Annotated in this window: 28 protein-coding genes and 8 pseudogenes; 14 read left to right on the top strand and 22 right to left on the bottom strand. The window is 61.2% G+C overall.

Going from position 1 to position 23,599, the window contains the following annotated elements; translation table 11 throughout:
* Positions 1 to 119: 119 nt before the first annotated feature.
* A pseudogene (locus KB874_RS19510) lies at positions 120 to 329 on the bottom strand (recombinase family protein); the annotation flags it as partial.
* 21 nt (positions 330 to 350) lie between these two features.
* Here KB874_RS19510 and KB874_RS19505 point away from each other — a divergent pair.
* Together KB874_RS19505 and KB874_RS19500 are read left to right on the top strand one after the other, a co-directional pair.
* Positions 351 to 581, top strand: coding sequence for a DUF6127 family protein (locus KB874_RS19505; RefSeq protein ID WP_212538248.1), 231 nt, complete (start codon positions 351 to 353; stop codon positions 579 to 581).
* A 73-nt stretch (positions 582 to 654) separates the two neighbouring features.
* Positions 655 to 991: pseudogene (locus KB874_RS19500) on the top strand (D-Ala-D-Ala carboxypeptidase family metallohydrolase); the annotation flags it as partial.
* Positions 992 to 1,028: 37 nt separating this feature from the next.
* Here the strand turns inward: KB874_RS19500 and KB874_RS23400 are convergent.
* Both KB874_RS23400 and KB874_RS23010 read right to left on the bottom strand, forming a co-directional pair.
* Positions 1,029 to 1,463: pseudogene (locus KB874_RS23400) on the bottom strand (zinc-ribbon domain-containing protein); the annotation flags it as partial.
* A gap of 532 nt (positions 1,464 to 1,995) precedes the next feature.
* A pseudogene (locus KB874_RS23010) lies at positions 1,996 to 2,247 on the bottom strand (BrxR family transcriptional regulator); the annotation flags it as partial.
* A 15-nt stretch (positions 2,248 to 2,262) separates the two neighbouring features.
* Here KB874_RS23010 and KB874_RS23235 point away from each other — a divergent pair.
* The gene (locus KB874_RS23235) at positions 2,263 to 2,376 is read left to right on the top strand and encodes a recombinase family protein (protein ID WP_212538247.1); all 114 of its coding nucleotides are present in this window, start codon (positions 2,263 to 2,265) and stop codon (positions 2,374 to 2,376) included.
* 98 nt (positions 2,377 to 2,474) lie between these two features.
* Positions 2,475 to 2,801: a C1q-like domain-containing protein gene (locus KB874_RS19490; protein ID WP_212538220.1), complete on the top strand. Its 327-nt coding sequence runs from the start codon at positions 2,475 to 2,477 to the stop codon at positions 2,799 to 2,801.
* A gap of 164 nt (positions 2,802 to 2,965) precedes the next feature.
* On the opposite strand, the gene KB874_RS19485 is transcribed toward KB874_RS19490, so the two are convergent.
* The 4 genes from KB874_RS19485 to KB874_RS19470 form a co-directional block, all read right to left on the bottom strand.
* A complete protein-coding gene (locus tag KB874_RS19485; protein ID WP_212538219.1) occupies positions 2,966 to 4,537 on the bottom strand; it encodes a GMC family oxidoreductase in 1,572 nt (523 codons plus the stop codon).
* 24 nt (positions 4,538 to 4,561) lie between these two features.
* The gene (locus KB874_RS19480; RefSeq protein WP_212538218.1) at positions 4,562 to 5,086 is read right to left on the bottom strand and encodes a Twin-arginine translocation pathway signal; all 525 of its coding nucleotides are present in this window, start codon (positions 5,084 to 5,086) and stop codon (positions 4,562 to 4,564) included.
* Positions 5,087 to 5,109: 23 nt separating this feature from the next.
* Positions 5,110 to 5,505 carry a VOC family protein gene (locus tag KB874_RS19475; protein WP_212538217.1) on the bottom strand — a complete coding sequence of 132 codons (396 nt, stop codon included), beginning with the start codon at positions 5,503 to 5,505 and terminating at the stop codon, positions 5,110 to 5,112.
* Positions 5,506 to 5,619: 114 nt separating this feature from the next.
* Positions 5,620 to 5,913 carry a ribbon-helix-helix domain-containing protein gene (locus KB874_RS19470; protein WP_212538246.1) on the bottom strand — a complete coding sequence of 98 codons (294 nt, stop codon included), beginning with the start codon at positions 5,911 to 5,913 and terminating at the stop codon, positions 5,620 to 5,622.
* 151 nt (positions 5,914 to 6,064) lie between these two features.
* Between KB874_RS19470 and KB874_RS19465 the strand changes: the two genes are divergently transcribed.
* The gene (locus tag KB874_RS19465) at positions 6,065 to 6,712 is read left to right on the top strand and encodes a GntR family transcriptional regulator (protein ID WP_212538216.1); all 648 of its coding nucleotides are present in this window, start codon (positions 6,065 to 6,067) and stop codon (positions 6,710 to 6,712) included.
* 59 nt (positions 6,713 to 6,771) lie between these two features.
* Here KB874_RS19465 and KB874_RS19460 read toward each other — a convergent pair whose 3' ends face one another.
* Positions 6,772 to 7,041 (bottom strand): aldehyde dehydrogenase family protein, encoded by a 270-nt coding sequence (locus tag KB874_RS19460; protein WP_212538215.1) that lies wholly within the window; start codon positions 7,039 to 7,041, stop codon positions 6,772 to 6,774.
* On the opposite strand from KB874_RS19460, the gene KB874_RS23395 reads away from it, so the two are divergent.
* Positions 7,008 to 7,247, top strand: coding sequence for a VIT1/CCC1 transporter family protein (locus tag KB874_RS23395; RefSeq protein ID WP_249200639.1), 240 nt, complete (start codon positions 7,008 to 7,010; stop codon positions 7,245 to 7,247). The two genes, KB874_RS19460 and KB874_RS23395, sit on opposite strands and share 34 nt — an antisense overlap.
* On the opposite strand, the pseudogene KB874_RS19450 reads toward KB874_RS23395, so the two are convergent.
* Positions 7,181 to 7,710, bottom strand: a pseudogene (locus KB874_RS19450) (transposase); the annotation flags it as partial. The gene KB874_RS23395 and the pseudogene KB874_RS19450 sit on opposite strands and share 67 nt — an antisense overlap.
* Positions 7,711 to 7,782: 72 nt before the next feature.
* Here KB874_RS19450 and KB874_RS19445 point away from each other — a divergent pair.
* On the top strand, positions 7,783 to 8,355 hold the full coding sequence (locus KB874_RS19445; RefSeq protein ID WP_249200655.1) for a YcbK family protein: 573 nt from the start codon (positions 7,783 to 7,785) through the stop codon (positions 8,353 to 8,355).
* Positions 8,356 to 8,470: 115 nt separating this feature from the next.
* Here the strand turns inward: KB874_RS19445 and KB874_RS19440 are convergent, their stop codons facing one another.
* The 3 genes from KB874_RS19440 to KB874_RS19430 all read right to left on the bottom strand — a co-directional run bounded on the left by KB874_RS19440 (position 8,471) and on the right by KB874_RS19430 (position 12,287).
* Positions 8,471 to 9,145 carry a type 1 glutamine amidotransferase domain-containing protein gene (locus KB874_RS19440; RefSeq protein WP_212538214.1) on the bottom strand — a complete coding sequence of 225 codons (675 nt, stop codon included), beginning with the start codon at positions 9,143 to 9,145 and terminating at the stop codon, positions 8,471 to 8,473.
* Positions 9,146 to 9,174: 29 nt separating this feature from the next.
* Positions 9,175 to 10,206: an NADP-dependent oxidoreductase gene (locus KB874_RS19435; RefSeq protein ID WP_212538213.1), complete on the bottom strand. Its 1,032-nt coding sequence runs from the start codon at positions 10,204 to 10,206 to the stop codon at positions 9,175 to 9,177.
* Between the two features lie 62 nt (positions 10,207 to 10,268).
* Positions 10,269 to 12,287 (bottom strand): oleate hydratase, encoded by a 2,019-nt coding sequence (locus tag KB874_RS19430; RefSeq protein ID WP_212538212.1) that lies wholly within the window; start codon positions 12,285 to 12,287, stop codon positions 10,269 to 10,271.
* Between the two features lie 419 nt (positions 12,288 to 12,706).
* Between KB874_RS19430 and KB874_RS19425 the strand changes: the two genes are divergently transcribed.
* Positions 12,707 to 13,486 carry an acetoin reductase gene (locus tag KB874_RS19425; RefSeq protein ID WP_212538211.1) on the top strand — a complete coding sequence of 260 codons (780 nt, stop codon included), beginning with the start codon at positions 12,707 to 12,709 and terminating at the stop codon, positions 13,484 to 13,486.
* A 48-nt stretch (positions 13,487 to 13,534) separates the two neighbouring features.
* Here the strand turns inward: KB874_RS19425 and KB874_RS19420 are convergent, their stop codons facing one another.
* The 3 genes from KB874_RS19420 to KB874_RS19410 form a co-directional block, all read right to left on the bottom strand.
* Positions 13,535 to 13,735, bottom strand: coding sequence for a hypothetical protein (locus KB874_RS19420; protein WP_212538210.1), 201 nt, complete (start codon positions 13,733 to 13,735; stop codon positions 13,535 to 13,537).
* Entirely contained in the window at positions 13,732 to 14,256 is a 525-nt protein-coding gene (locus KB874_RS19415; protein ID WP_212538209.1) for a hypothetical protein, read from the bottom strand. The genes KB874_RS19420 and KB874_RS19415 overlap by 4 nt, the downstream gene beginning before the upstream one ends.
* An 88-nt stretch (positions 14,257 to 14,344) precedes the next feature.
* A complete protein-coding gene (locus KB874_RS19410) occupies positions 14,345 to 14,581 on the bottom strand; it encodes a hypothetical protein (protein WP_212538208.1) in 237 nt (78 codons plus the stop codon).
* A 152-nt stretch (positions 14,582 to 14,733) separates the two neighbouring features.
* On the opposite strand from KB874_RS19410, the gene KB874_RS19405 reads away from it, so the two are divergent.
* Positions 14,734 to 15,462: a Crp/Fnr family transcriptional regulator gene (locus KB874_RS19405; protein ID WP_212538207.1), complete on the top strand. Its 729-nt coding sequence runs from the start codon at positions 14,734 to 14,736 to the stop codon at positions 15,460 to 15,462.
* 23 nt (positions 15,463 to 15,485) lie between these two features.
* Here the strand turns inward: KB874_RS19405 and KB874_RS19400 are convergent, their stop codons facing one another.
* The 5 genes from KB874_RS19400 to KB874_RS19380 all read right to left on the bottom strand — a co-directional run bounded on the left by KB874_RS19400 (position 15,486) and on the right by KB874_RS19380 (position 16,888).
* Entirely contained in the window at positions 15,486 to 15,650 is a 165-nt protein-coding gene (locus KB874_RS19400) for a DUF3309 family protein (protein ID WP_212538206.1), read from the bottom strand.
* Positions 15,651 to 15,722: 72 nt separating this feature from the next.
* Entirely contained in the window at positions 15,723 to 15,863 is a 141-nt protein-coding gene (locus KB874_RS19395) for a hypothetical protein (protein WP_212538205.1), read from the bottom strand.
* A 115-nt stretch (positions 15,864 to 15,978) separates the two neighbouring features.
* Positions 15,979 to 16,152, bottom strand: coding sequence for a CsbD family protein (locus tag KB874_RS19390; RefSeq protein ID WP_212538204.1), 174 nt, complete (start codon positions 16,150 to 16,152; stop codon positions 15,979 to 15,981).
* A 162-nt stretch (positions 16,153 to 16,314) separates the two neighbouring features.
* On the bottom strand, positions 16,315 to 16,584 hold the full coding sequence (locus KB874_RS19385) for an SHOCT domain-containing protein (protein ID WP_212538203.1): 270 nt from the start codon (positions 16,582 to 16,584) through the stop codon (positions 16,315 to 16,317).
* 115 nt (positions 16,585 to 16,699) lie between these two features.
* The gene (locus KB874_RS19380; RefSeq protein WP_212538202.1) at positions 16,700 to 16,888 is read right to left on the bottom strand and encodes a hypothetical protein; all 189 of its coding nucleotides are present in this window, start codon (positions 16,886 to 16,888) and stop codon (positions 16,700 to 16,702) included.
* 436 nt (positions 16,889 to 17,324) lie between these two features.
* Here KB874_RS19380 and KB874_RS19375 point away from each other — a divergent pair, with 436 nt between their 5' ends.
* From KB874_RS19375 to KB874_RS23000, 4 genes and pseudogenes are all read left to right on the top strand, one after another.
* Positions 17,325 to 17,717 carry a PRC-barrel domain-containing protein gene (locus KB874_RS19375; RefSeq protein WP_212538201.1) on the top strand — a complete coding sequence of 131 codons (393 nt, stop codon included), beginning with the start codon at positions 17,325 to 17,327 and terminating at the stop codon, positions 17,715 to 17,717.
* A 224-nt stretch (positions 17,718 to 17,941) separates the two neighbouring features.
* Complete coding sequence (locus KB874_RS19370; protein WP_249200637.1) at positions 17,942 to 20,548, top strand: cation-translocating P-type ATPase; 2,607 nt, start codon at positions 17,942 to 17,944, stop codon at positions 20,546 to 20,548.
* Positions 20,545 to 21,585, top strand: a complete 1,041-nt coding sequence (locus KB874_RS19365) for an AI-2E family transporter (protein WP_212538200.1) — start codon at positions 20,545 to 20,547, stop codon at positions 21,583 to 21,585. Before KB874_RS19370 ends, KB874_RS19365 begins: the two co-directional genes overlap by 4 nt.
* Before the next feature lie 140 nt (positions 21,586 to 21,725).
* Positions 21,726 to 21,875 (top strand): annotated as a pseudogene (locus KB874_RS23000) (IS6 family transposase); the annotation flags it as partial.
* Positions 21,876 to 21,963: 88 nt separating this feature from the next.
* Here KB874_RS23000 and KB874_RS19360 read toward each other — a convergent pair.
* Positions 21,964 to 22,362, bottom strand: a pseudogene (locus KB874_RS19360) (integrase core domain-containing protein); the annotation flags it as partial.
* A gap of 102 nt (positions 22,363 to 22,464) precedes the next feature.
* On the opposite strand from KB874_RS19360, the pseudogene KB874_RS19355 reads away from it, so the two are divergent.
* Positions 22,465 to 22,884 (top strand): annotated as a pseudogene (locus KB874_RS19355) (IS5 family transposase); the annotation flags it as partial.
* Between the two features lie 58 nt (positions 22,885 to 22,942).
* On the opposite strand, the gene KB874_RS19350 reads toward KB874_RS19355, so the two are convergent.
* Positions 22,943 to 23,578 carry a glutathione S-transferase family protein gene (locus KB874_RS19350; RefSeq protein ID WP_212538198.1) on the bottom strand — a complete coding sequence of 212 codons (636 nt, stop codon included), beginning with the start codon at positions 23,576 to 23,578 and terminating at the stop codon, positions 22,943 to 22,945.
* Positions 23,579 to 23,599 lie beyond the last annotated feature (21 nt).

Genomic DNA, 23,599 nt, shown 5'->3' with positions numbered 1-23,599 from the left:
ATGGGCGATCGGCTCCACGAAACGGAAGCGTTACGCCGATCGCCCATTGCTCCCCCCGCGCAAGCGGGCAATTGTCACCCACCGGCTCTGGTTTCAGCTGGATGAATGTCGGGGGTCAGAGCAAAATCCATCAGCGCGCGGCTGAGGCGGTCGATCTTGTAGACCACGACGATGTCGATCAGCCCGTCTTCGATGTCGGCGATCAAGTCCTTCAGCGCGGAGCGTTCCAACGTGCCGCCGGAGAATCCACCGTCATCGTATCGGTCGCGCAGGCAGACCCAACCCTCGGCCTTCTGGCTGGCGATATAGGCCTCGCAGGCCTCCCGCTGCCCGATGCCGAGTTCGAGGCCATGCTGGCACGCGCTGCTGAGAAAGGCGCCAAACGCGCGCTCGCCGATGTCGGCCTCGACGGTGAAGAGGCGGCGCTGGATATCCGGGATTTGCGCTCGCTACTGGACTGCATCCGGCTGGTGCGCCGCACCGCGATGCAAACGGCGGTCCGCATGATCACCACCGCCGTGATGCTGGCGCTGCTCGCGGGCATCGCCATCAAGCTGAAAATTTTCGGCGGGACCCCGTAGCTGCGCTCCATCCCAATCCGTCGACCCAACCAACCCGCCCTTGTGGCGGGTTTTTTCGTTTCTGGAGGACATCATGACCACGACCTTTTACGACCATTGGCGCGACGTGCCGAAGAAAGCCTGGCGCTGGGCCAACTTTTCTCCCGCCGAAATTGCCTGCCGCGGCACCGGCAAGCTCCTGATCAACGAACCGGCGCTCGACAAGCTTCAAGCGCTGCGCACCCGTCTGGGTAAGCCGCTGATTGTCCGCTCCGCCTATCGCAGCCCGGAGCACAACCGCGCCGTTGGTGGCGCGAAGCGTTCCAAGCACATGGATGGTGCGGCCTTCGACATCGCGATGTCGAACCACGATCCCGTCGCGTTCGAGGCGGCGGCGCACGCTGTCGGTTTTCTTGGGTTCGGCTTCAGTGCACCAGGATCTGCGCCAGACCGAATGAACAGATCGCAAAGCGCAAGATTACCCATGCGAGCTGCTAGGTGGAGCGGTGTGTCCCCTTTTGGGTCGATCGCATGAAAGCGTTGGGATGCAACGAACTCATGCATCCCATCCTGTCGAGCCTCAATAATCTGGCGTATTTCCGAGAGTGTCAGATGATCCTGAGTGCTATGTTCGCGACGCGAGCCGTAGGCATCTACAGAGTCCGTGCAATCGACCAAGGAAACTCGATCGATTTCGCGGGATTGATCAGTATCGCCCGTCGACAAAATTGTCAGATCATCTTTAGTCTCAAGAACTTGGAACCAGGCATTGCCGCACTCTGAGCACTCCAGATCCCGCCCGGTCTCTGGAATGAACGAGCGTTCAATCTCGTAGCAAGCGGAGCAACTTGGGCACGTGATCCTGATTGCTTCTGCCGGAGGCTGTCCGGCAGGTTTCACCATTGGGTGGATTGCTTTGCTGTCCGTGTTGTCTTCGAAAGGGATTTCATTGGGCTCAAAATCGGAGCTCGACCCTAGAACTTCCTTTCTGCTTTTCTTCTGGAAAACCTCTTGAGAATCTAAGCCAGAACTTTTGTGTGCAGTTTCTGGCGTATCTGTATATCTCATCGCCTCGGAATTTACTTCTTCCTGTGTCTCTCCACGGGATTTACCGGACAAAGGCAGATTTTTTGTGGCAACAGAATGGCTTTCAGAAACCGGAATGTCTTCTGCTTCTTGTCCATCAAAGCGTCCTTCTCTTGGACTTGGAGAAGTTCGAGTGACGGGATCGCCGGAGGCGAAATCTGCACTGCGAGTTTCTAAATGAAGCGGTGACTCCCTGTCAGGATTGAAGGAATTAAGACCTGGGATCTTCGTGAATGAAGGAAGGACATCTAAATGCCCGTCTGCAATGTGGGGCACTTCGGCTCGATCAACCGGATCGCTCTCGGAATCGATTTGCCCCTCGGAGCGACGGCCAAGGAGCCGGGACAACCTATCCATGAATTTCATGGAGGGCCTCCCTGTTGAGAAGCACGATCTGCTGATCCGTTGGCTCGCGTGCGCTTGGGTCTGTATCGAGCCCTAGACGCCGGAGTGCATAGTAAAGCAGCGCGCGTCGGACCTTGATCTTCGCCTTGCCCCCACGCATTCCGTAGTCAAGCTCAATGACCTTCGCTTGCGTTTCCGAAAGAGCGGGGTGGGGCCCGATCTCAAGTTTTACTTCCGTGTTCCAGTCTCGGTCATCCGCTCCGAAGGTCACATGACCTTGCGGGCGATCGCAGACGAGTTGAATGCCCGCGGCATCCAGACCCGGCGCGGCGCCAACTGGCATGTATCGAACGTTAGGAACTTGTTGGAGCGCCTCGAATCCTGATCACTGGCACGACCAACAGAATCGCCGTTCTCCCCCGGCTTCCACGGTTCAAGGCCTACACCAATTACGACAATTACTTCGGCGGCGGCGCATGGACCATGATCGCCATCAACAACACCGACTACAATGACCAGGGGGCGTTCGACGCTGCGAACAACCGGTTCGTGGCATCTGCAGACGGGACCTATCTTTTCGGCGCGACGCTGCTCTTCAAGGTCAACACCTGCACCTCGGCGCGCATGAGTGGGCGGCTCCTGCTCAATGGCACGACGGAGATCCGCGGATCGCGCGTCGAAGTCACCAGTTCACATGTCTCCAAGGCAACGGCGCTGTCGCTGCAGACGATGGTGGCGCTTGCTGCCAGCGACACGGTCGAGATGCAGGGCAGCTTCCGCGCGCAGGACGGGTACTTTGCAGCCGAGTAAACTTCGTTCTGGGGCTGCAAGATTGGGTAAGTGCCTAGTTGGGGCAGGTTACGGAATGGCGGCACCGATGACCGAGTGAGTCAGTCGCGCAACAATCTGTTTATTTCCAGCCAGGAGTGGCGGGCATCTTTCGAGACGCCCGCCACTTTCACACAGTCACTGGTTCAGATGTTCCCTGCACTCATCTCTCGGGCGATGTGGTCCGCCTGTCGAATCGCGAGGGCGACGATGGTCAGCGTCGGGTTCTCCGCTGCACCGGTCGTGAATTGCGAGCCGTCCGAAACGAACAGGTTGGCGATATCGTGGGTCTGCCCCCAGCGGTTCACCACGCCGTCGCGGGCATTCTCGGACATGCGGTTCGTTCCGAGGTTGTGCGTTGAAGGATAGGGTGGAGTCGGGAAGACCCGGGTTGCGCCGACCGCCTCGTAGACCGCCATGCCTTGTTTGTAAGCATGGTTGCGCATCGCGATGTCGTTGGCATGGTCGCTGAAATGGACGTTCGCAACCGGCAGACCGTGCTGGTCCTTCACATCATGGTTCAACGTAACGCGGTTGGTCTCCTGCGGCATGTCCTCGCCGACGATCCACATGCCCGCCATGTTCTCGTAGGCGTCGAGCGCCGAGGTGAACTCGCGGCCCCACGCACCTGGATCGAGGAAAGCTGCCATGAACGGAATGCCGAGGCTCAGCGTCTCGAGCTCGTAGCCGCCGACAAAACCGCGAGAGGGGTCGTGCTTGGCCTCGTCCTGGATGATTCCGGCCATCGTAGTGCCGCGCCACATGCGCACCGGCTTGTCGAAAACGGCGTAGACCGACCCGGTCATGTGGCGCATGTAGTTGCGCCCGACCTGGCCCGAGGAGTTCGCCAGACCGTCCGGGAACATCGACGAGGCCGAGTTCAGCAGAAGGCGCGGGCTTTCGAAGGAGTTGCCCGCGACGCAGACGATCCGCGCCCTTTGCATCTGCAGGTTACCGTCCCTATCGAAATACTCGACACCCGTCACCTTGCCCGCCTCGTTGTGCAGGATGCGGGCAACATGCGCGCGCTCGCGGACCTCGAGGTTGCCGGTTGCCTCGCCTTCAGGGATGTCGGTATAGGCCGACGACCACTTTGCACCCCACTTGCAGCCCTGAAAGCAGAAGCCCGTCTGCTGGCACGGAATCCGCTCACCGTCGTCGCGGGTCTGGATCGCCATGCGGCCGGTATGGACTTCCTTGTAGCCCAGCGCCAACGCGCCCTTCTCGAAGACCTTGTAGTTGTTGCTGCCCGGCAGGCCAGGGCGGTTGCCGGTGCGGGTCACACCAAGCTTATCCTCGGCCTTCTCGTACCAGGGTGCCATCTCGGCAGCGTCGATGGGCCAGTCGAGCAGGTTCGCGCCCGTCACCGGGCCATACGTGGTCGCAGCCTTCCACTCGTGCTCCTGAAAGCGCAGCGAAGCGCCGGCCCAGTGCGTGGTGGTTCCGCCCACGGCCTTGACGATCCAGGCGGGCAGGCCGGAAAAATCCTTTGCTACGCGCCAGTCCCCGGAGGTGGTGCGGGGATCGGTCCAGGCCAGTTGGCCGAAACTTTCCCACTCGTCGTTGACGTAGTCCTCGGGCAGGTAGCGACCACCAGCTTCCAAGGCGACGACCGACACGCCCTTCTGGGCAAGTTCGTTAGCGAGGACGCCGCCGCCAGCGCCGGTGCCGATGATGACGACAACGTTGTCATCGTTCAGGTCAAAAGGTGCAGCCATAGTCCTATCTCCTCCCTATGGCCTTCAGAGCCAGTTGATGTCGTCGAAGCCGCGATCGATGTAGCCGCCCTGGCTGAAGCTTTCGCCCTCATAGCCAAAGATCGGCCAGACCGCCTTCTGGTTGTAGAGGCCTGTCACTAGACCGCCGCGGATCTGCTGGAAGAACGCGCTGTCTTCCATGCCGCGCAGGATATCGACCCGGTCGCGCTCCCAGCCAGTGTCGAGGTAGGAGCCGAAGCCCTTGCCCTGCGCCGCCGCGTCCAGCGCGGCAATCCCGGCCGTGATGCCGGCGGCTGCGTCGGCATTGTCATAGCCCTTGGCGGCAACGACGTAGTTTTCGTCCGGGATGCGGTCGTGCGGATAGATGTCGCGCGCCATCTGGACCAGCGTGGCGAAGACACGCGCATCCAGATGGGCCGTCTCATAGGCCCAGGCTGCATTCGGCGCGGCGATGAAACCGGCCCCTGCGACAATCGTGGCGCCGGCAGCGCTGGCCCGGGCCAGCAACGCGCGCCGTGTCAGCCCCTTGGGGCTTTTGATGGTGGTCATGGTCTCTCCTCCCATAGATGACCTCACTTGAAGCGCCCCGAACGTTCGAGCACCTCGATCTGGTAGCCGTCCGGATCGGCCACGAAGAAGAACCGCCCCACCAGTTCCCCGGCGGGCGCGAATTCTACAAGTTTGCGGGGATTGAGGCCCTCGGCCTCGAAGCGCGCGTGTTCGGCCTTCAGATTGTCGACCGACACGGCAAGGTGACCATAGCCGTCACCAAGGTTGTAGGGCTCTGTCCGGCCCTTGTTGATCGTCAGTTCCAGTTCGAATTCGGTTTCGTCGTTCGACAGGTAAACCAATGTGAATTCGGGGAAGTCCAGCCTGTCGGCAACCTTCAATCCGAACGCCTTATCGTAGAACGCGACCGATCGCGCCTCATCCAGCACGCGAATCATGGAATGGATTTGCTTGGCCAACTGCCGCTCCTCTTGCTTGCTTCCTGCACTAGAAGAGAGCGTGAGGCTTGCCGACTGTCGGCGGGTAGTAGGTGGTTACTACCCCGGAAATTTCTTGGGCGCTAACATCGGCCCCTATTCGGCGGCCAGTTGCACGCGCTGCCGGTCCGGAGTGGACTCGATGAATTTCAGGCAGGCGCAACGCAAGAGCGACGTGAAATTCTCCGGTTCGCCGCGCTGTTCCAGAACTTCGGAATGCAGCTTGGAGATGAAGGTCGGCGTCGTGACCCCTTCGCCCGCCGCGATCTCGTCGAGAATGGCCCAGAAGGCCTTCTCGAGGCGGATGCTGGTGCTTTGGCCGTTCAGTCGAAGGCGGCGGGTTTCACCGGCGTATCTTTGCGGGTCCTGGCCTGCGAACACTTGGCACATCGGTTCCTTCCTCCCTTTTGTCGACCCGCAACACGTAAGCTCCGTGCGCCAGCCTCTTTTCATGATTTCGTATACGAAATTCGAACTCTTGTCGATCTTCGACCGATCCTGCATCAGGCGGGCTCCGCCGGGCAAAAAAGGGTAGGCCGCCATGGAAACGATCAAGCCGCCGAAGTCCCTGACGGACCAGACCTATGACATCCTTCTAGACGCCATATGCACGGGCGAGTTGTCGCCGGGGGACCGGCTGAATCAGGACGATATCGCCAATCGTCTGAACGTATCGCGGCAGCCGGTGATCAGCGCCATCTCGATGCTGCGGGCAAACGGCTTCGTCGAGGACACCGGGCGGCGCGGCGTTATCGTGACACAGGTCGAGGCTGAGCTGTTCCATCCCATCCTCGAGTTTCGCCGCGTCGTCGAACCCTTCGCGGCCGAACTCGCCGCATCCCGTTTCCCTAGCCATGCAAGGGACGAGGCCGCGATCGTCCTGCGGCGCGGTGCCGAAGCCGCTGCGCGCTCCAACATCGTTGAGCTGGTCCAGACGGACATCGAGTTCCACGAAATGATATATTCCTGGAGTGCCAACCCGGTCATTGACACGTCCATGCGCGTGAACTGGCATCACATCCGGCGCTACATGGGCCATGTCTTGCGGGATCTTGGAGGCACGAGCCGGATCTGGGCTGAACATGCCGCTATCGTCGAGGCGATCCTGTCGGGCGACGCGCAAGCCGCCCGACAGGAAATGCATCATCATATTGAGACTGCCGGCCACAGGATGATCAATGCACTCTGAGGGTATCCTGTCGCCCCGCAAGCAGGCCCCGGACGGGCGGTCCGCCGTCAGAGGGCTGTTCAGATCTTCACCGTCACAGTCTTGATGTGCGAATAATGGTGGATCGCCTCGATCCCCTTTTCGCGTCCGTAACCCGATTGCTTGTGCCCGCCGAATGGCGTCTGAACCGACATCGTGTTCCAGACGTAGACGAAGACCTGCCCCGCCTCGATCTGGTCGGCGACCCGTAGCGCGCGGCTGATGTCGCGGCTCCAGACCGTGCCAATCAGGCCATAGGGCGAAGGTAGCAGTCCAGTTGACCGAACGCGACGCGCTCGGATCGCACGCACGCGACGAACTCGGCATTTCTGAGACCGTGACGGCCCAGCCGATCCAGGCCGCGCTCGTGTCCGCTCTCACGTTTGCCGTGGGCGCGGTGCTTCCGCTGATCGTCGCGCTGCTTTCGTCGGAAACGTGGATCGGGCTTCGCCGCTCGACCCGCTTGTGGTTCACATGCCAGCCGGCGTTGTTCAGCAGGCCCGTGATCATCCGATAGCCATAACGTCCGTGGTTGCGCGCCAGTTCGATGATGTCATCCGTCAACCGTTCCTCGTCGGATCGACCATGCGGAACCTTGCGCTGCGTGGAGCGATGTTGACCCAGGGTGCGGCAGGCGCGGCGCTCGGATACGCCGAGCGCCTGACGCACATGATCGATGCACTTGCGACGGCGCGAAGGGCTCAGAAGTTTCCCCGGGCAGCCTCGGCCAGGATCATCTTGTCCAGCGTCAGATCCGAAACCGCGCGCCGCAGCCGCTGGTTCTCGGTCTCGAGCTCCTTGAGCCGCTTGAGCTGGTCCCGGTTCATCCCGCCATACTGCTTGCGCCATCGATAGCAGGTCTGCTGGGTCACGCCGATCTGGCGCACCGCATCGGCGATCGCCATTCCTTGCCCTTGCAGAACTTCAACCTGCCGCAGCTTCAACACGATGTCCTCGGGTTTGTCGCGCTTGCCAGCCATCTCTTGGTCCTCCTGAAAATCGGGATAAGACTACCCCAGTTCGTGGACCACTTCAGTGGGGGCACTCCAAAGTTGCTCGTCAACGAACCGGCGCTCGACAAGCTGCAGGCGCTGCGCGACCGGCTCGGCAAGCCGCTGATCGTCCGCTCCGCCTATCGCAGCCCCGAGCACAACCGCGCTGTGGGCGGCGCCACCCGGTCGAAGCATCTCGACGGCGCCGCCTTCGACATCGCCATGGCGAACCACGACCCGGTGGCCTTCGAGGCGGCAGCCCGCGAGGTTGGGTTCCTTGGGTTCGGCTTCTATCCGCGCTCGGGTTTCATCCATGTCGATCTCGGGCCCGCGCGTCAGTGGGGCGAGCGGTTTCCGATCCGAGCGACCTCATTCCCCGAGGACGCACCACCCGCGCGGGAGGTGTTGGCCGACAGTCGTACAATGAAGGGCGACGGTGCGGCCGGGGTTGCGACGTTGGGCGCGGCCGGGGTCGAGGTGGTCCAGAGCGTCATGGCCGAGACGCAGACCGCCATCCTGCCGCTGGTGGCATATCTCGACACACTCCGCTGGGTGTTCATCGCCGTGGCGCTCGGTGGGATCGCAGTCACGATCTACGCCCGCCTTGATGACTGGCGCCGGGGGCGGCGATGATCGCCGTCTTGCTCGGCAGAATCGCTGCCAGCGCGCGGATGCGGGTGAGCTTTCTGAGCGGCGGCGCGCAGGACATTTACAGGCCGCGCACCGCCGCTTCTTGCTACTGCCCGGTTCAGAGCAGACCCAGCAATTTGCGCGCGGCCTCTTCGGACGAGGTCGGGTTCTGACCTGTGACCAGCTTGCCGTCAGTCACCACGAAAGACGCCCAGTCGGCACCCTTTTCATAAACACCACCGTTGGTCTTCAGCATATCCTCGACCAGGAATGGGACCACCTCGGTCAAGCCGACGGCCTCTTCTTCGGTATTGGTGAAGCCGGTCACGGCCTTGCCTGCGACCAGCGGCTTGCCGTCTTCGCCCTTGGGGTGCTTGAACACCGCCGGCGCGTGGCAGACTGCAGCGATCGGGCGGTCATGGGCGGCGAAAGTCTCGATCAACTTGATGTTGTCGGCATCTTCGGACAGGTCCCAGAGTGGGCCATGGCCGCCGGGAAAGAAAACCGCATCAAATTCATCCGCCGATACCGTGGAGAGCACGACAGTGCTTGCCAGATCGCTTTGGACCGCCTTGTCACCCTTGAAGCGTTTCGTCGCCTCGGTCTGGGCATCGTCCGCGTCGCTGGTGGGGTCCAGCGGGGGTTGTCCGCCCTTGGGCGAGGCCAGCGTGACCGCCGCGCCTGCATCCTTGAAGACGTAATAAGGGGCGGCGAACTCCTTGAGCCAGAAGCCGGTCTTCTTGCCGGTGTCGCCCAGTTTGTCGTGCGATGTGAGAACCATGAGGATCTTCATAAGTTGATGCCTTTCGATGAGTCTCTGTTTCACGCGGTCAGCTTGACGACGCGTTTGCAGAATGCTTCGCCCTTGAGCAATCCGGCGAGGGCCGCCGGGGCGCGTTCCAGGCCCTCGATCACTTCCTCGCGGTATTGGACTTTTCCTGCCTTGACCCACGCGCCCATCTGCTTGGCGAATTCGGGGTAAAGGTGACCGAAGTCATCGAAGACGATGAAACCGCGCAGGGTCATCCGCTTGCGCAGGATCATGCCGAGCAACAGGTTCATGCGGTCTGGGCCGTCCGGCAGCGAAGTGGCGTTGTACTGTGAGATCAGGCCGCAGACCGGGATGCGCGCCGAGGTATTGAGCAGCGGCAAAACGGCATCAAAAACAGCGCCGCCGACATTCTCGAAATAAATGTCGATCCCGTCTGGAACCGCCGCTTTCAGGGCGCCCGGGAACCCGTCTGCCTTGTAGTCGATGCACGCATCAAACCCCAGCGTGTCGACCACATGGGCGCATTTCGCAGCCCCGCCCGCGATACCGACAACATGCAGCCCGAGGATCTTGCCGATCTGACCCACGGTGGCCCCAACCGGACCGCTGGCACCCGCAACGACAAGCGTTTCGCCCGCCTTCGGCTGGCCGATCCGGGTCAGGCCCGCCCAGGCGGTCAGCCCCGGCATTCCCAGCACACCCAGTGCCCACGACGGGTTTTCAGGTGTCGTTCCCATATTGATCACGCCGGTGCCATCGGACAGGGCGTAATCCTGCCAGCCGCCAAACGCCTGCACCCAGTCGCCTTCCGAGAAACCCTTCACGTCTGATGACACGACCTGCGCGACGGTGCCACCAACCATGACCGCACCGATTTCGACCGGCGCGACATAGGACGGCGCGTCGCTCATGCGGCCTCGCATGTAGGGGTCCAGCGAGAGGTATTCATTGCGCAGCAGCATCTGGCCCTTGCCGGGGGTCGGCAGATCTTCGGTTTCCAGCCTAAGGGTGGTGTCGTCCGGCGCGCCCTTGGGGCGCTTGGCGAGGACGAACTTGCGGTTGTGTGACTTCGATTGCGTCATCGATGCGCGTCCTTTTCAGACATGGCTATAGGATTGATCAACAGGCTGCCGGCGTCGCAGCATTACGGACGTCCACGCATGGTGTCGATCATGCCTTGAAGCCACGTCCTTGCGGTTTCAATTGTATGGTTTTCTTCTAAAAATATCTTCAGCGCACTGATCTGTTCTTCAAAAAGGCCATTGTTTTGCAAATCAGCGGGCTTCTCATCCGAACCAAGGGGCAGGATGTTTTCCAGATAGGTTCCCCCCAAAAGGCGACGTAGCAGGCCTTCACCGAGGAACGCCTTGTCGTTGTTCAGGGTCCGCGTGGCGCGCAGAAGGCGGCGAATGTCATACTGGCCCGGATAGATATCGGGCACCTGCTTCTTGATCCCGAGCAGACCGTAGACCCCGATCCGCGCCGTGCGAACCGAGCTTTCCAGCGTGAATACGACGTCGTTATGGGTTTCCACGAACTGACCGAGACAGGCAAGGTTGGTGGAGCCTTGCGGCACCGGCCACGGGCGGTCGCCACGGGCGCGCGGCATGAACTGAGCCGTGATATAGGGCATCAGCGCGGTCCGAACCTTGGTCGCGGCAATCACCTCCTCCACCTGATCGATCAGGCCAAGGTGAAAGCACAGTTCGGTCAGGATTTCGACGCCGGTGCAGTCCGGCATCGGCTTTTTGATGTAATCGCCCGGCTTGTCCATCCACAATGCAAACACCCATGGGACGATCACATCCGAGGGCTGATCGATAAAATGCGGTTGGCGGTTGACCGTGAAGCTCATCAGCCAGGCGGAGTCGGTGAAGGTTATGATGCCGCCGGTCACCGTGTTCCCAGAATAGGGATCGTTGACCGACAATTCCTTCAGCTTGTCGGTCAGAGGCGATGGCTTGCAGGTCAAAGTGGCGGATTCCCAGGTTGATTTCGGCACATTTCCGAAGAACTTTTCTGGTCGTCCGAAAGCAGGGGATTTCCGGGCGAGTGTCTTCCACAGTTTCAAAGACGTGCCGGTATCCGGCTCCGCCTCGTTCACGCGCAGATCAGGAACTGTCGTATCATCTCCATAGGCGGTATCCTCGACGATGGATCCGATGGTCACGAACACCAGATCCCGCGCGCCGACCTCTATCGTCTGGTCGCCGTGGCTCGTGCGGCACTGGATCGCGGTGGTCCGGGTATCACCGCCGATGTCCATCTCCATGTCGGACACGATCGTGTCGTATTGAACCTTGACGCCCTGTTCCGTCAGCCAGGCCATCAGGGGTCGAATGAAGCTATCGTATTGATTGTATTTTGGAAAAACGAGCGCAGTCATGTCGCTCAACCCATCCATCAGATGCAGGAAGCGATGCATGTAAAGCTTCATTTCCAGCACGGAATGCCAGTTCTGAAAAGCGAACATCGTGCGCCAGAACGTGTAGAAATTGGTTGTGAGAAACCCTTCACTGAACCAGTCTTCCACCGTAACGTCGTCCAGTTCTTCCTTTCGCGCCAGAAACAGCCGGACAAGCTCAAGCTGTTGCAGCTTGCTAAGCCCCATTGTCGAGAAATCGGCAATCTGGCCCTGCTTTTCCAGAAGCCGGGCTTTTGACCAATTCTTGTCCGCGTCATTCACGATGCGGAATTCGTCCAGTACCGTGAACGGTCGGGCAAGTTCCAGAGCGGGTATTTCCGAAAAGACATCCCAGAAGTTCTGATAGGTCATCTCCATCTCGCGGCCGCCACGCACGAGATAGCCGTCCTCTGGATTGCCGGAGCCATCAAGCGCTCCGCCTTCGATGTTCTGCGCTTCGAGGATCGTGATGTTGCCGGCCGGCATATGCCCGTCGCGGATCAGGAAGAAGGCGGCGGAGAGGCCGCCTATCCCGCCGCCGACGATATAGGCGTGGCGATCCGCGATGCCTTCGGTTGGCAGCGGGCGATTGTTGACATAGCTCCCGTGCAGGTCCGCGGGTGGCAAAAGCGTGTCCAGACCGTTGTGCAGGTGACGCGCCGATGCATCCGGGGTTACATCCACGGACCGATCCGCCATGGCGTCGATATGGGTCTTGAGGCGGGAGATATCAGGTTCGGGGGAATGGCGACCAGCCATGGCGGCGTCCTTTCAAGGGAATGAAGTGCCGCGCTCGGGGCGGGATTTGCAGTTCTCGGGACGCTACCTGCAAACCCGCGCAGGAGTGCTGATCTAGATCAGCGGCGGCGTGATCCGGACGACGGGACTTGGCGCAGCGGGATGGGCAACGCGCATGTCTAGGGTGTCTCGGGCGCTGAACAGATTTCCGGAGGAGTCCGCCTTCAGGCAAGATATTCACGAGTGCAGACAAGACCCCGCTTGGGGACCGATTTGTTTCACCGCTTTGCCCGCAACTTTCTCGCCGGGTCTTCGCCCAAGATCATTTTCGCGACCGCGTGCTGATCCGAGTTAGCCCTGGGGAGCTTATTTTGCTGTCGGATGGCGATCGGTGCTCACGGTCGTGTGGCTCAGTCGGCAACAGCAAAGGGAATTACTCAATGACACTCGAAGGAAAGGTGGCGCTTGTGACAGGTGCGGCGCAAGGGATCGGGCGTGGCATAGCCTTGCGCCTGGCAAAAGACGGCGCCGATATCGCAATTGTCGACATCAATTCCGACAAGATGGTCGAAGTCGCAGCCGAGATCGAAGCCCTTGGCCGCAAGGCCACAACATTCAAGGCCGACGTCAGCAACCGTGCCGAGGTCCATGCTGCGGTCGATCATGCCGAAAAGACGCTTGGCGGGTTCGACATCATGGTCAACAATGCCGGTATCGCCCAGGTCGATCCGATCGCGGATGTGACACCTGAGGATGTGGACCTGATCCTGAAGATCAACATCCAGGGTGTTCTCTGGGGGATCCAGGCGGCGGCGGCGAAATTCAAGGCCCTGGGTCACAAGGGCAAGATCCTCAACGCCTCGTCGATTGCCGGGCACGACGGCTTCGAGATGCTGGGCGTCTATTCGGCGACGAAATTCGCCGTGCGCGCCCTGACACAGGCCGCGGCCAAGGAGCATGCCAGCGACGGCATCACCGTGAATGCCTATTGTCCCGGCATCGTCGGGACAGACATGTGGGTTGAGATCGACAAGCGGTTTTCCGAATTGACCGGTGCCCCCATCGGCGAAACTTACGACAAATACGTGGGCGGAATAGCCCTGGGGCGCGCACAGACCCCGGATGACGTGGCCGCACTGGTCTCATACCTCGCTGGTCCGGATTCCGACTACATAACAGGACAGGCGATCATCACCGATGGCGGGATCGTCTATCGCTGATGCCGCGGTCAGGGAGACCCGCTTCACCCAAGTTTTACGCCTTTGTCATCACTCCGACTTCGTTTCCTTTTCATCGGCCTTCTTGACACGGGTTTTTCCTGCAGGACGTTCGTTTGCTCGTTTCAACTCATCCTGCGTGCCGATGTCGCGCGGCAAACGTCCACCTGAACGTCCTGCCTGAGATATGGTGCCTTTGGCGCCGAGGGCGTGATCGGAGTTGTCGGGTTTTTGGGTTTTGTCGCGTGTCATTGGGTTATCTCTTTCTTCTGATCTTTCGGAATCGCCGACGACAGCGACGCTTCAGCCTGCCGCGGTACCTTGTTCGGCAAACTGCCAAAGCGTGTCTTGGCCGGGGGAGTTTCGTTCGCCACCGCTGGAGATCGGAGCATCACCCTGTCAGCGCGTTTTTTTGTCTCGGACGTAGAGGGTGTTTCGGCGCCTGCGGTCTTCTCGTCAGATGCGGTCGTGTCGCACGGCTCTGGCCCACCCCAGCGCGGAATTGTCAGCTTGTTGTCGAGCCGCCGTCCGGGGAGCCGTCTGTTGCCCGGCGTGTCGAAGGCATCTGTGCCAAGGCCCACACCCGAACCGGCATGTGTGTCACCAGAGGATCCCCCCAGATCAAAGCCCGGACGGTCGATCTTTTGACCGCTGTCATCAGCCGAGCGGGGGTCGTCGCCGGCGGGCATCTTGGTGCCGTGCTGGTTGGGATCTTCTGTCACCTTTTGCGACTCGGGCGAAGACGAAGTGCCCTGTTTTTCGTGATGTTTCATGGTTTTTCTCCTTTGTTGAGGGGGGGCTGATTCTCGACCCGGGGGGGTCGCGCCACGATCGCCTGACCCGCTCGCGGCATGCGCAAAGTCACGTTCTGCGGACCGAGTTTCCTCCGGCGATGATCCGACGGATCAGCGCCGCGACGGCCCGGTGGCTCTCGGTATCGGCCGCAGAACCGCGGGCGTTGTCGTGGGTGGCGGCAGCATCCGAGAGAACACCCATGATCTCTTTCTCAGGTAGGATTTGCGCATCATTCAGCGCAAGCAGCAGGGCTTCGCAAATAGAAAGGGCCGCCATCCCTGAATGCTTCTGATCGTCCGTCATTGGTACTTGACCTTTCCGACAAGTGCGACGCCGGGATGCGCCTGCTGCTTGTGGAGCAGATTGGCAAGAAGTCCGTTATGCTGTGCTGATCGATATCAGTCATCGGTAAGAGTTCGTTGGGTAGAACTTTGGCACGTGCCGGAGGGGGACAAATGACCGAAACCAATCCACTTGTCCGCAAGCTTGGCGCATTTGTCGCCCTTTCGGACGCCGAACTTGCCGTGCTTGCATCGTTGCACAAACGCCGCCGCACCTTTGTGGCGGGGCGCGATCTCGTCCATCAGGGGCAATCGGACCAGGCCGCCTACATTCTTGCCTCTGGCTGGGCCTGTTCCTACAAGCTCCTCGAGGACGGGCAGAGGCAAATCGTGGATTTCCAGATCCCCGGCGATTTCCTGGGGCTGCGCAGTGTGCTTTTGCACGTGTCGGATCACAGTATCGAGCCAGTGACGGACATCGAGGTGACGGAAATTCTGGTCGCCGACCTTCTGGACGCCTTTGCGCAAACGCCCCGGCTGGCGACGGCCATTCTGTGGGCAGCGTCCCGGGACGAGGCGATGGTGGTCGAGCATCTTGTGGATATTGGACGCCGAAATGCGACGGAACGCATGGCGCATTTCCTTCTGGAACTTGGCGCCAGGCTTGCCCTGGTCGGCATGGGAAGCAAGGCAGGCTATGCCTGTCTGCTGTCGCAATACCTACTGGCCGACGCGCTGGGGCTCAGTGCCGTCCATGTCAACCGGGTGCTGCGCCAACTGCGCGAAGGTGGAATGGTCACCTTCCGGGACGGGTTCGTCGCGTTCGACAACTATCACCAACTGGCCGATTTCGCCCAGTTCGATCCATCTTACATGGATCAGAGAGGGCCACTACTCCGTTGAAGTGGTGCCGCGTCGGCCTGCCGTCAGATGCGGCCAAGCAGCATCAGGATGACCACGATGATCAGCAGCGTGCCGAGCACACCGGTCCCGGCATGACCGAAGCCGTAGCCATAGCCGCCAAAGCGTCCGCTGAATCCGCCGAGCAGAAAAATGACAAGAATGATGATCAGGATCGTACCGAGTGACATTGCGCTTTTTCCTATGGTGGGGCGGCGCTCATATGAGGGGGGCCGATGGTGAGGTATTCGGCACGAGGCCGGTCAGTTTCCGTCGATGGTCACGCCATGTTCGTTGATCTCGATATCGATGCCGCTTTGGCGTTCCTGATAGTACAGATAGCCAGCCCCGACGGCGCAAACCGCGAGAACCCCGATCAGGATGAGCAGAGAGGTCCGGTTCATTGACATCTTCCCCGCGGGCTAGTGGAACGCCCGCGCAAGGCGGGACAGCGGCAGGACAGGAGCCGAGATGCCGGAACCTTCACTTCCGAATGGAGGCGCGCGCACTACCAGGCCTCTAGGCGTCACGGATTGCATCCTTGATGCTGCCGACAGCGTTCTGCACCTTGCCTTCGACCTTGTCGGCCTGGCCTTCTGCCTCGAGCTTCGCGTCGCCAATCGTCTTGCCGACCGCAACCTTGGCCTTGCCCTTGATGACCTTTGCAGAACCGATCAATCGATCCTTATCCATGGTGTTCTCCCTTCGGTGTGAACCTGCCTGCCTTAAGTCCGCAGGCATGTTCCAGCTAACCGGTTTTCCAATCGCTTCGTGCTAAAACAGGTTTGCATCGGACCCAAAAATGAGGCCGCCGCCCCGGGCCTCGCGTCACTATGTTTCGCCGCGCGAAGCTCATCACGGCTGGCGGCGACGAAACGCCAGGACGGCAACCGCAATGACCACCAAGGCCAGAACAAGTACGCCAATAAAGCCATAGCCACCCATTCCGTCGCTGCCGTGCCCCATACCCCATCCCCAGCTGTCGCCCATCATCCCGCCACCATCACGAGGGGCCGACCCCTGAGTTTGTTCGACCGCCTGCGCATTCGCAGTCGTTGCGAGCGTCAGTGTTGCGAGCGTGGAAATCGCGCGTAGCCGTGTGGCAGCGGCAAAGATCAGTGACATGATCGCTTTCCTTGGTGGGTGTTTCGAGACCTGCGCGGGATGGAACAAGTCCCTCGGGTCCAGCCTTTCCTGCGCGGCTGCCCGGCTCGCATAGCCGGGCAGCCGAACCATCACGTCACGCGAGAGCGTGGGTCGCAGCGTCCAGTTCCTTGTTCGTGTCGGCGTCGTTCTTGGCCGTGTGGGCCTTCTCAGCCGCCTGGTAATGCTTCAACGCCGCATCCTTCTTCGGTCCGGAGGGCGCCTTGTCCCATGCGGCCTTCACGATCTTCATCTTGTCGGCGATCTTGTTCTGTTCGGGTGTCATGGATTTGTCCTTTCTCGGACGATCCGGGAACGAGAAACACGCGGGACATGGGGACGAGGCACAGCTTGCCCTGCGTGTCTCTGGCTCACTCGGACTGGGTACACGTTCACCGATTCCCGATGAACATTGATATCATCGCTCCGTCCGCGTCAGCATACGCTGATACAGGTTAGGCTGCGCCTCTGAAAGGCGCGCCCGTAAGGCCCGCGGCGCGGTTCCGCGCTCGAGGCAGGTCGGCGGCGTGGGAACTGTGGGAGAACATACAGCAGCAGGCTGATGCCGATCAGTGCGACCGGCCGGTGTTTCGTCCAGACTCAGGTCGTCGTGTCTTGCAACTCCGACTCGCTGCCGCGGTGACGCGTTCAGCGCTCGACGCAAGCAAGATCACCACGGGATCGGCCATGACGACCGAACCTTTCACCCAGAGGACACAATTATGAAACGCTTCACAACTCTTCTTGCGACCGCTTCGCTGATGGCGGGTCTCGGTCTGGTCGCGCCGGCGCTCGCCCAGGTCGCCAGCCAGCCGACCGCGCTGACCGTGATCGATCCAGTGGTTCTCGCGTCAGGTTGGCGCGCAACGGAACTCATCGGCGCGAACATCTACAACGATGCCGGCGAGGACATCGGTGAACTCGAGGACATGATCATCACGGCCAACGAGACCGTGCCGTATGTCGTGGTGTCGGTCGGCGGGTTTCTTGGAATGGGCGAGCACCGCGTTGTCGTTGCCGCGTCGTCGCTGGAGTTCGTCGGTGAGAAGCTGACGTTGCACGGCGCCACGGAGGAATCGTTGAGGGCGCTGCCCGACTTCGTCTTTGGCTCCTGACGCCAGGGAGTTTGGCGCAGGGCCGCGTTGCACTTGGCCCTGCTTAATCATGGACCAAGGACGCGGAGCCTTAGAGAGCCTCGTTCCAACGGGCAAGACATCTGCCATGCGTTTCCAATTCCAAAGGATCACTCGCCGAGGTCACCCCATTGGAGCGATGACGCTGACAAGCCGTCCGCGCCGGAAAAGCAAGCTCAAACCTCGGTCCCCGCATGATTGACGACATGGACACGACTGCGCCAGCCGCGATGCCGCCCGAAGCACAGTCGCCCCCCGCTGGGTTGACCGCTGCAGAGGCCGAGGCGCGTCTGGCGTCCGAGGGGTTCAACGAACTGGCGACGACAAAGCGCCGGTCGCCGTTGCGCATCGTGCTGGACGTTCTGAAAGAGCCGATGCTGGTGCTGCTCTTGGTAGGGGGCGTGGTTTATCTGCTGCTCGGAAGCCAGGCCGAAGCGCTTATCCTTCTGGCCTTCGCCTGCATGTCCATCGGCATCACGGCGGTGCAGGAGGCCCGGACCAGTCGGGTGCTTGAGGCGCTGCGCGATCTGTCCAGCCCGCGCGCGCTGGTGATCCGCGATGGCACCCGCCTGCGCATCGCTGGGCGCGATTTGGTCCGCGGTGATCTGATAGTGCTGTCCGAGGGCGACCGCGTGCCTGCCGACGCTTTGTTGATCGAGTCCACAGAGTTGTCAGCAGACGAGTCCCTGTTGACGGGTGAAGCCGAGGCGGTACGCAAGAAGGTGGGATCGGGAGAGGCCGATGTGCGGCCGGGCGGCCACGACCTGCCACAGGTATTCTCTGGCACATTGATCGTTCGCGGGTCTGCACTGGCACAGGTCACAGCCATTGGTTCCGAAAGCGAGATCGGGAAGATCGGCAAAAGCCTGAGCCAGATCGAGCCCGAGACGCCTCATTTGCAAAGCCAGATGCGGCGCCTTGTGATTGCCACGGCCGGGATCGGCGTGGGCGTCAGTGCTGTGGTCGTGGCACTTTACGGGCTGCTGCGCGGTGGCTGGCTGGATGCCGTTCTGGCGGGGATCGCGGTCGGCATGGCGATGCTGCCTGAAGAGTTTCCGATGGTCCTGGCGGTCTTCATGGCAATGGGGGCCTGGCGCATTTCCAAGGCGCGGGTGCTGACGCGCCGTGCCTCCGCCATTGAAACTTTGGGGTCCGCAAGCGTGCTCTGCACCGACAAGACCGGGACACTCACCGAGAACCGGATGACGATCACCGCCCTGCAACTGGCCGACGGCACGGCGCATCAGATTGCCGGGGGCGTGGCCGTGCCACCCGCCTTTCGTGAACTGGCAGCGACGGGGGTCATGGCCTCGGCACCCGAGCCGTTCGACCCAATGGAGGCGGCGTTTCATGTGCTGGCGGCCGACGACCTGCGAGAAGGTGAGACCTTGCCGGGGGCTGGGCGGACGCTGATCCGCAGCTATCCGCTGTCCCCCGATCTTTTGGCAATGTCGCAGGTCTGGCAGGCCGAGGATGGCTTTGCCATAGCCGCCAAAGGCGCACCAGAGGCGATTGCCGATCTGTGCAAGCTGGAACCAGACCAGCGCGCGGTTATCACGTCGCAACTGGACGCGATGGCTGCAAAGGGTCTGCGCGTTCTGGCTGTGGCGGAGGCGTCATGGCCGTCCGGGCAGGACCTGCCCGAGACGCAGACCAAGTTTACCTTTCGACTGCTGGGCCTCGTCGGTCTGGCTGACCCCTTGCGTGCCTCGGTGCCCGCTGCGGTGGCTGAATGTCAGGCGGCAGGCATTCGGATCATCATGATCACTGGCGACCATCCGGTCACGGCGCGCGCGATTGCCGCTGAGGCAGGGTTACCCGGCGATGTCGCGCTGACGGGGGATGATCTGTCGGCGATGTCGGAGGATGACCTTGCCACGGCGGTCACGACCGTAACGATCTTTGCTCGCATCCTGCCTGAACAAAAGCTGAGTATCGTCAACGCCCTGAAGGCCGAAGGCGCCGTCGTGGCGATGACCGGCGACGGGGTGAACGATGCGCCCAGCCTGAAGGCTGCGGACATTGGTGTCGCAATGGGCGAGCGCGGCACCGACGTGGCGCGGGAGGCAGCCTCGATCGTTCTGCTGGATGACGATTTTGGTTCGATCGTCACCACGGTGCGGCTGGGCCGTCGGATCTATGATAATCTGCGCAAGGCGATGAGCTTTATCCTCGCCGTGCATGTGCCGATTGCGGGTCTTGCGCTGATGCCGTTGCTGTTCGGCATGCCGCTGTTGTTCGGCCCGGTGCACATCGCCTTTCTGGAGATGGTGATCGACCCGGTCTGCGCGCTGGTCTTCGAGGCCGAGGAAGAGGAGGACGGCGTCATGCGCCGCCCTCCGCGTCCGGCAGATGAGCCGCTGTTCTCCTGGCCCACGGTTGTGTGGAGCTTGCTTCAGGGGTTGATAGTGCTGGGCGCGGCGGGATCCGCCGCCTGGTTTGCGCCAGGCTTTGGGCTCGACGCCGATCAGGTGCGCGGGCTGGCCTTTGCCACGCTGGTCTTTGGCGTCGTGGCACTGATCCTGATCGACCGATCCAACTCCAACTCTGTCCTGACGGCGTTGTTGCGGCCGAACAAGGCGCTGGCAGTTGTGTTGCCGATCGTGGCGGTGCTGCTCGCGACAACGCTGTTCTGGGCTCCGGCGCGCGACCTGTTCGGCTTTGGCGTGCTTGAAGGTGTCTGGCTGGCCGTGCCGCCCTTGGCCGGGATCAGTGTTCTGCTGGCGCTTGAGGCGCTGAAACCGCTTTGGCGGATGGTTCTGCGCGCGAACGAACGGCCCGCTGGCCCGAGGGTGAAGGGCGAGGCCGCATGATCAAACGGAACCGGGCGTTTGTCGTTTTGATTGCCCTCGTCACTCTTGCGTTTGGCTGGGTGCTCTGGCCGCTGTTCGGCGCCGTCTTCTGGGCGGTTGCCTTCGTGATCGTGCTTGACCCCATGGCCAGCCGTCTTTCGCAGCATCTGGGCCAGCGTCGCAATCTGGCGGCATTGATCATGATCACGGGCTTCCTGCTTTTGATCATCCTGCCAACGTTTCTGATCCTGACTGCCGTGGTCAGGGAGGCGAACAGCCTGATTGCCGCCGTGCAGTCAGGCGAGATCAATCTGGATCAGATGTTTCAGTCCGTACTGGATAGTTTGCCTGCCTGGTCAAAGGCCGCTCTGCAGCGGCTGGGGCTGGGCAATCTTACGGCGGCGTTGCGCTCGATCGCTGACTCGTCCACCAGTTGGTTCGGGACCAATACGCCGACGATCCTGTACTTCGGGCAGAACACGCTCGGATTGTTCGTCGGGCTGGGCGTCATGCTGTATCTGATGTTCTTTCTGTTCCGCGATGGGGATGCGATTTTGGAGCGCATCAAGTCGGCCATACCGATGGAGGCCGATCTGATGGAGGACCTGTTTCACACCCTCGGCGTTGTCGTTCGCGCCACGGTACGTGGGGACATCCTGGTATCCCTTTTGCAGGGCTGCCTCGGTGGACTGGGGTTCTGGTTCCTGGGGGTCAATGCGGTAATTCTGTGGACGGTGCTGATGTCGCTCCTGTCGCTGGTTCCAGTGTTCGGGGCGGCACTGGTCTGGGGACCGGTGGCAATATACTTCCTTGCCAATGGAGTGATCTGGAAAGGAGTTGCCCTGATCGTCTATGGCGTCATGGTCATCGGCCTGATCGACAACGTCGCCCGTCCATGGCTTGTGGGGCAAGCAACGCGGATGCCCCACTATGTCGTCCTGATTTCGACCATCGGCGGGATCGCAACCTTTGGCATACAGGGTTTCATTACGGGTCCGGTTATAGCGGCCATGTTTATCGCGGTCTGGACGACATTTCTGGCCAAGTCCAAGGCGTGAGGCGCTGGCAGACCAATTCGACTCGTCTCTCCCAGTATGGGGACGCTGCCACTTGTGCCGCGCAAGCCCGCGCGCCGAGGGCAGCGGTGATCGGTATGGACGCGGACTCTCGACAAAGAGCCGTCGATGGCCAGGCACACCGCCCTGTCTTGAGTCTACAGAAGTTCGCTGCCGTCCACGCCTCTGCCTCAAATCACTTCAATCAGGAACGCAGCCACTCCAGCAGACCGCGCTTCAAGGCCAACCGCGCTGCCGCTCTTGCTGAGTGGCGCGAACTTGGCGCGGCATAAGGGGCAGCGTCACTGCCCTAGGCTCATGCTGACCTGAGACCCAACCTTCCTCTGGCGTTCGGGAGAATCCGTCGGTTGATTTCTGGCCTCATGCGGCCTTGGTTTCCAGTCTCGACTTCATTGCAAACTCCTGCGGCCTGAGATTGCCCAGAGATGAGTGGGGGCTGTGTCGGTTGTGGTCCTCCTTCCATGCGCCGATCTGCTCACGGACTTCGGCCAGCGTTGAGAACAGGGTTTCGTTCAAGAGCTCGTCCCGGAAGCTGCCGTTGAACGACTCGATGAAGCCGTTCTGCATCGGCTTTCCCGGCGCGACGTAGTGCCAGTCGATCCGCGTCTCCTGGCACCCTCTGAGCACCGCCATACTGGTCAGTTCCGTGCCGTTGTCGCTGACAATCGTTCCGGGTCGTCCGCGCCGGGCCATGATCGCCGACAGTTCTCGTGTGACCCGCAGCCCCGAATGCGAAGTGTTCGCGACCAATGCTAGGCATGGCGATGATCTGCTCTTCGCTGAACCGTGATCTCTTAATTCCGTCCGTCTCCTTCGTTGGCACGGACTCTACCTCAAATTGGAGGAGGAAATGGGTCTCAGGTCAGCCTGATCGGTCGCTCCAAAGGCGGCATGAACACCAAGCTGCATGCCATCTGCGATAGCAAAGGTCGCCCGATCAACTTCTTCGTCTCCGCCGGACAGGTCAGCGATTACATCGGGGCGCGGGCACTGCTCAGCAGCCTGCCCGATGTCGACTGGCTGCTTGGGGACCAGGGCTACGACGCCGACTGGTTCCGGGAAGCGTTGCAAGACAGGGGGATACGCGCCTGCATTCCCGGACAAAAACAACGCAAGACGGCCGTGAAACATGACAAGCGGCGTTACAAACGGCGCAATCGCATCGAGATCATGTTCGGCAGGCTCAAGGATCGGCAGCGTGTGGCAACAAGATGTGACCGATGCCCAAAGGCCTTCTTCTCCGCCATCGCTCTCGCCGCAACCGTCATCTATTGGCTATGAGTGCTGAGCCTAAAATAGCGCCAAAACTCATACGTTCTTTCCGTGACGAAAACCACCGTTATTGTCCACCATCATTCATCAGCGCATCGTCCATCTCGCGCGCCCGGATGGCGGCGGGGCGTGTGGCCAGCGCCTCGGCGTAGCGGCGAAAGCCGGGACGCTCGGGCAAGGTGCCGAATTGCAGGCCCCAGCCGATCTGCGCGCCGACATAGACATCGGCCGCGCTGAACGCCTCGCCCGTGACGTAGTCTCGCCCGTCGGACAGCATCGCTTCGAGCGCGTCGCAGACGTCGTCGAAACTGCCCCAGCCGGCGCGGGTGTGCGCCTGTGGATCGTCTGGCAACGCAAATCCGAAGGACTTGTTCACCACCGCCGTCTCGACGGGCCCGGCGGCGAAGAACATCCAGCGCAGGAAGGCCGCGCGCGCCGGGGTGCTGGGCGCAGGCGACAGGCCCGCCTGCGGGAAGGCCTCGGCAAGATAGATGCAGATCGCCGCGCATTCGGTGACGACGGCCTCGCCATGCACCACCGTCGGCACCTTGCCCATCGGATTGAGCGCGCGGTAATCGGCCGCCTTCATCTCGGGTCCGTAGTTCAGCACGCGGGTTTCATAGGGCTGGCCCAGTTCCTCGAGCATCCAGCGCACGATGCGCCCGCGGGACATGGGGTTGGTGTAGAAGATCAGGTCGGCCATCGGTGTCTCCTTCTGCCATGC

The organism is Thetidibacter halocola (assembly GCF_018224955.1).
Taxonomy (GTDB): Bacteria; Pseudomonadota; Alphaproteobacteria; order Rhodobacterales; family Rhodobacteraceae; genus Thetidibacter; species Thetidibacter halocola.
This window is presented reverse-complemented; position numbering and strand designations above follow the sequence as displayed.

Excerpts from the sequence above, each read along its gene's own strand:
- KB874_RS19505 (WP_212538248.1), top strand. The coding sequence starts at position 351 with ATGCTGGCACGCGCTGCTGAGAAAGGCGCCAAACGCGCGCTCGCCGAT.
- KB874_RS23235 (WP_212538247.1), top strand. The coding sequence starts at position 2,263 with ATGACCTTGCGGGCGATCGCAGACGAGTTGAATGCCCGCGGCATCCAG.
- KB874_RS19490 (WP_212538220.1), top strand. The coding sequence starts at position 2,475 with ATGATCGCCATCAACAACACCGACTACAATGACCAGGGGGCGTTCGAC.
- KB874_RS19485 (WP_212538219.1), bottom strand. The coding sequence starts at position 4,537 with ATGGCTGCACCTTTTGACCTGAACGATGACAACGTTGTCGTCATCATC.
- KB874_RS19480 (WP_212538218.1), bottom strand. The coding sequence starts at position 5,086 with ATGACCACCATCAAAAGCCCCAAGGGGCTGACACGGCGCGCGTTGCTG.
- KB874_RS19470 (WP_212538246.1), bottom strand. The coding sequence starts at position 5,913 with ATGTGCCAAGTGTTCGCAGGCCAGGACCCGCAAAGATACGCCGGTGAA.
- KB874_RS19465 (WP_212538216.1), top strand. The coding sequence starts at position 6,065 with ATGGAAACGATCAAGCCGCCGAAGTCCCTGACGGACCAGACCTATGAC.
- KB874_RS19440 (WP_212538214.1), bottom strand. The coding sequence starts at position 9,145 with ATGAAGATCCTCATGGTTCTCACATCGCACGACAAACTGGGCGACACC.
- KB874_RS19435 (WP_212538213.1), bottom strand. The coding sequence starts at position 10,206 with ATGACGCAATCGAAGTCACACAACCGCAAGTTCGTCCTCGCCAAGCGC.
- KB874_RS19430 (WP_212538212.1), bottom strand. The coding sequence starts at position 12,287 with ATGGCTGGTCGCCATTCCCCCGAACCTGATATCTCCCGCCTCAAGACC.
- KB874_RS19425 (WP_212538211.1), top strand. The coding sequence starts at position 12,707 with ATGACACTCGAAGGAAAGGTGGCGCTTGTGACAGGTGCGGCGCAAGGG.
- KB874_RS19420 (WP_212538210.1), bottom strand. The coding sequence starts at position 13,735 with ATGACACGCGACAAAACCCAAAAACCCGACAACTCCGATCACGCCCTC.
- KB874_RS19415 (WP_212538209.1), bottom strand. The coding sequence starts at position 14,256 with ATGAAACATCACGAAAAACAGGGCACTTCGTCTTCGCCCGAGTCGCAA.
- KB874_RS19410 (WP_212538208.1), bottom strand. The coding sequence starts at position 14,581 with ATGACGGACGATCAGAAGCATTCAGGGATGGCGGCCCTTTCTATTTGC.
- KB874_RS19405 (WP_212538207.1), top strand. The coding sequence starts at position 14,734 with ATGACCGAAACCAATCCACTTGTCCGCAAGCTTGGCGCATTTGTCGCC.
- KB874_RS19400 (WP_212538206.1), bottom strand. The coding sequence starts at position 15,650 with ATGTCACTCGGTACGATCCTGATCATCATTCTTGTCATTTTTCTGCTC.
- KB874_RS19395 (WP_212538205.1), bottom strand. The coding sequence starts at position 15,863 with ATGAACCGGACCTCTCTGCTCATCCTGATCGGGGTTCTCGCGGTTTGC.
- KB874_RS19390 (WP_212538204.1), bottom strand. The coding sequence starts at position 16,152 with ATGGATAAGGATCGATTGATCGGTTCTGCAAAGGTCATCAAGGGCAAG.
- KB874_RS19385 (WP_212538203.1), bottom strand. The coding sequence starts at position 16,584 with ATGTCACTGATCTTTGCCGCTGCCACACGGCTACGCGCGATTTCCACG.
- KB874_RS19380 (WP_212538202.1), bottom strand. The coding sequence starts at position 16,888 with ATGACACCCGAACAGAACAAGATCGCCGACAAGATGAAGATCGTGAAG.
- KB874_RS19375 (WP_212538201.1), top strand. The coding sequence starts at position 17,325 with ATGAAACGCTTCACAACTCTTCTTGCGACCGCTTCGCTGATGGCGGGT.
- KB874_RS19370 (WP_249200637.1), top strand. The coding sequence starts at position 17,942 with ATGGACACGACTGCGCCAGCCGCGATGCCGCCCGAAGCACAGTCGCCC.
- KB874_RS19365 (WP_212538200.1), top strand. The coding sequence starts at position 20,545 with ATGATCAAACGGAACCGGGCGTTTGTCGTTTTGATTGCCCTCGTCACT.
- KB874_RS19350 (WP_212538198.1), bottom strand. The coding sequence starts at position 23,578 with ATGGCCGACCTGATCTTCTACACCAACCCCATGTCCCGCGGGCGCATC.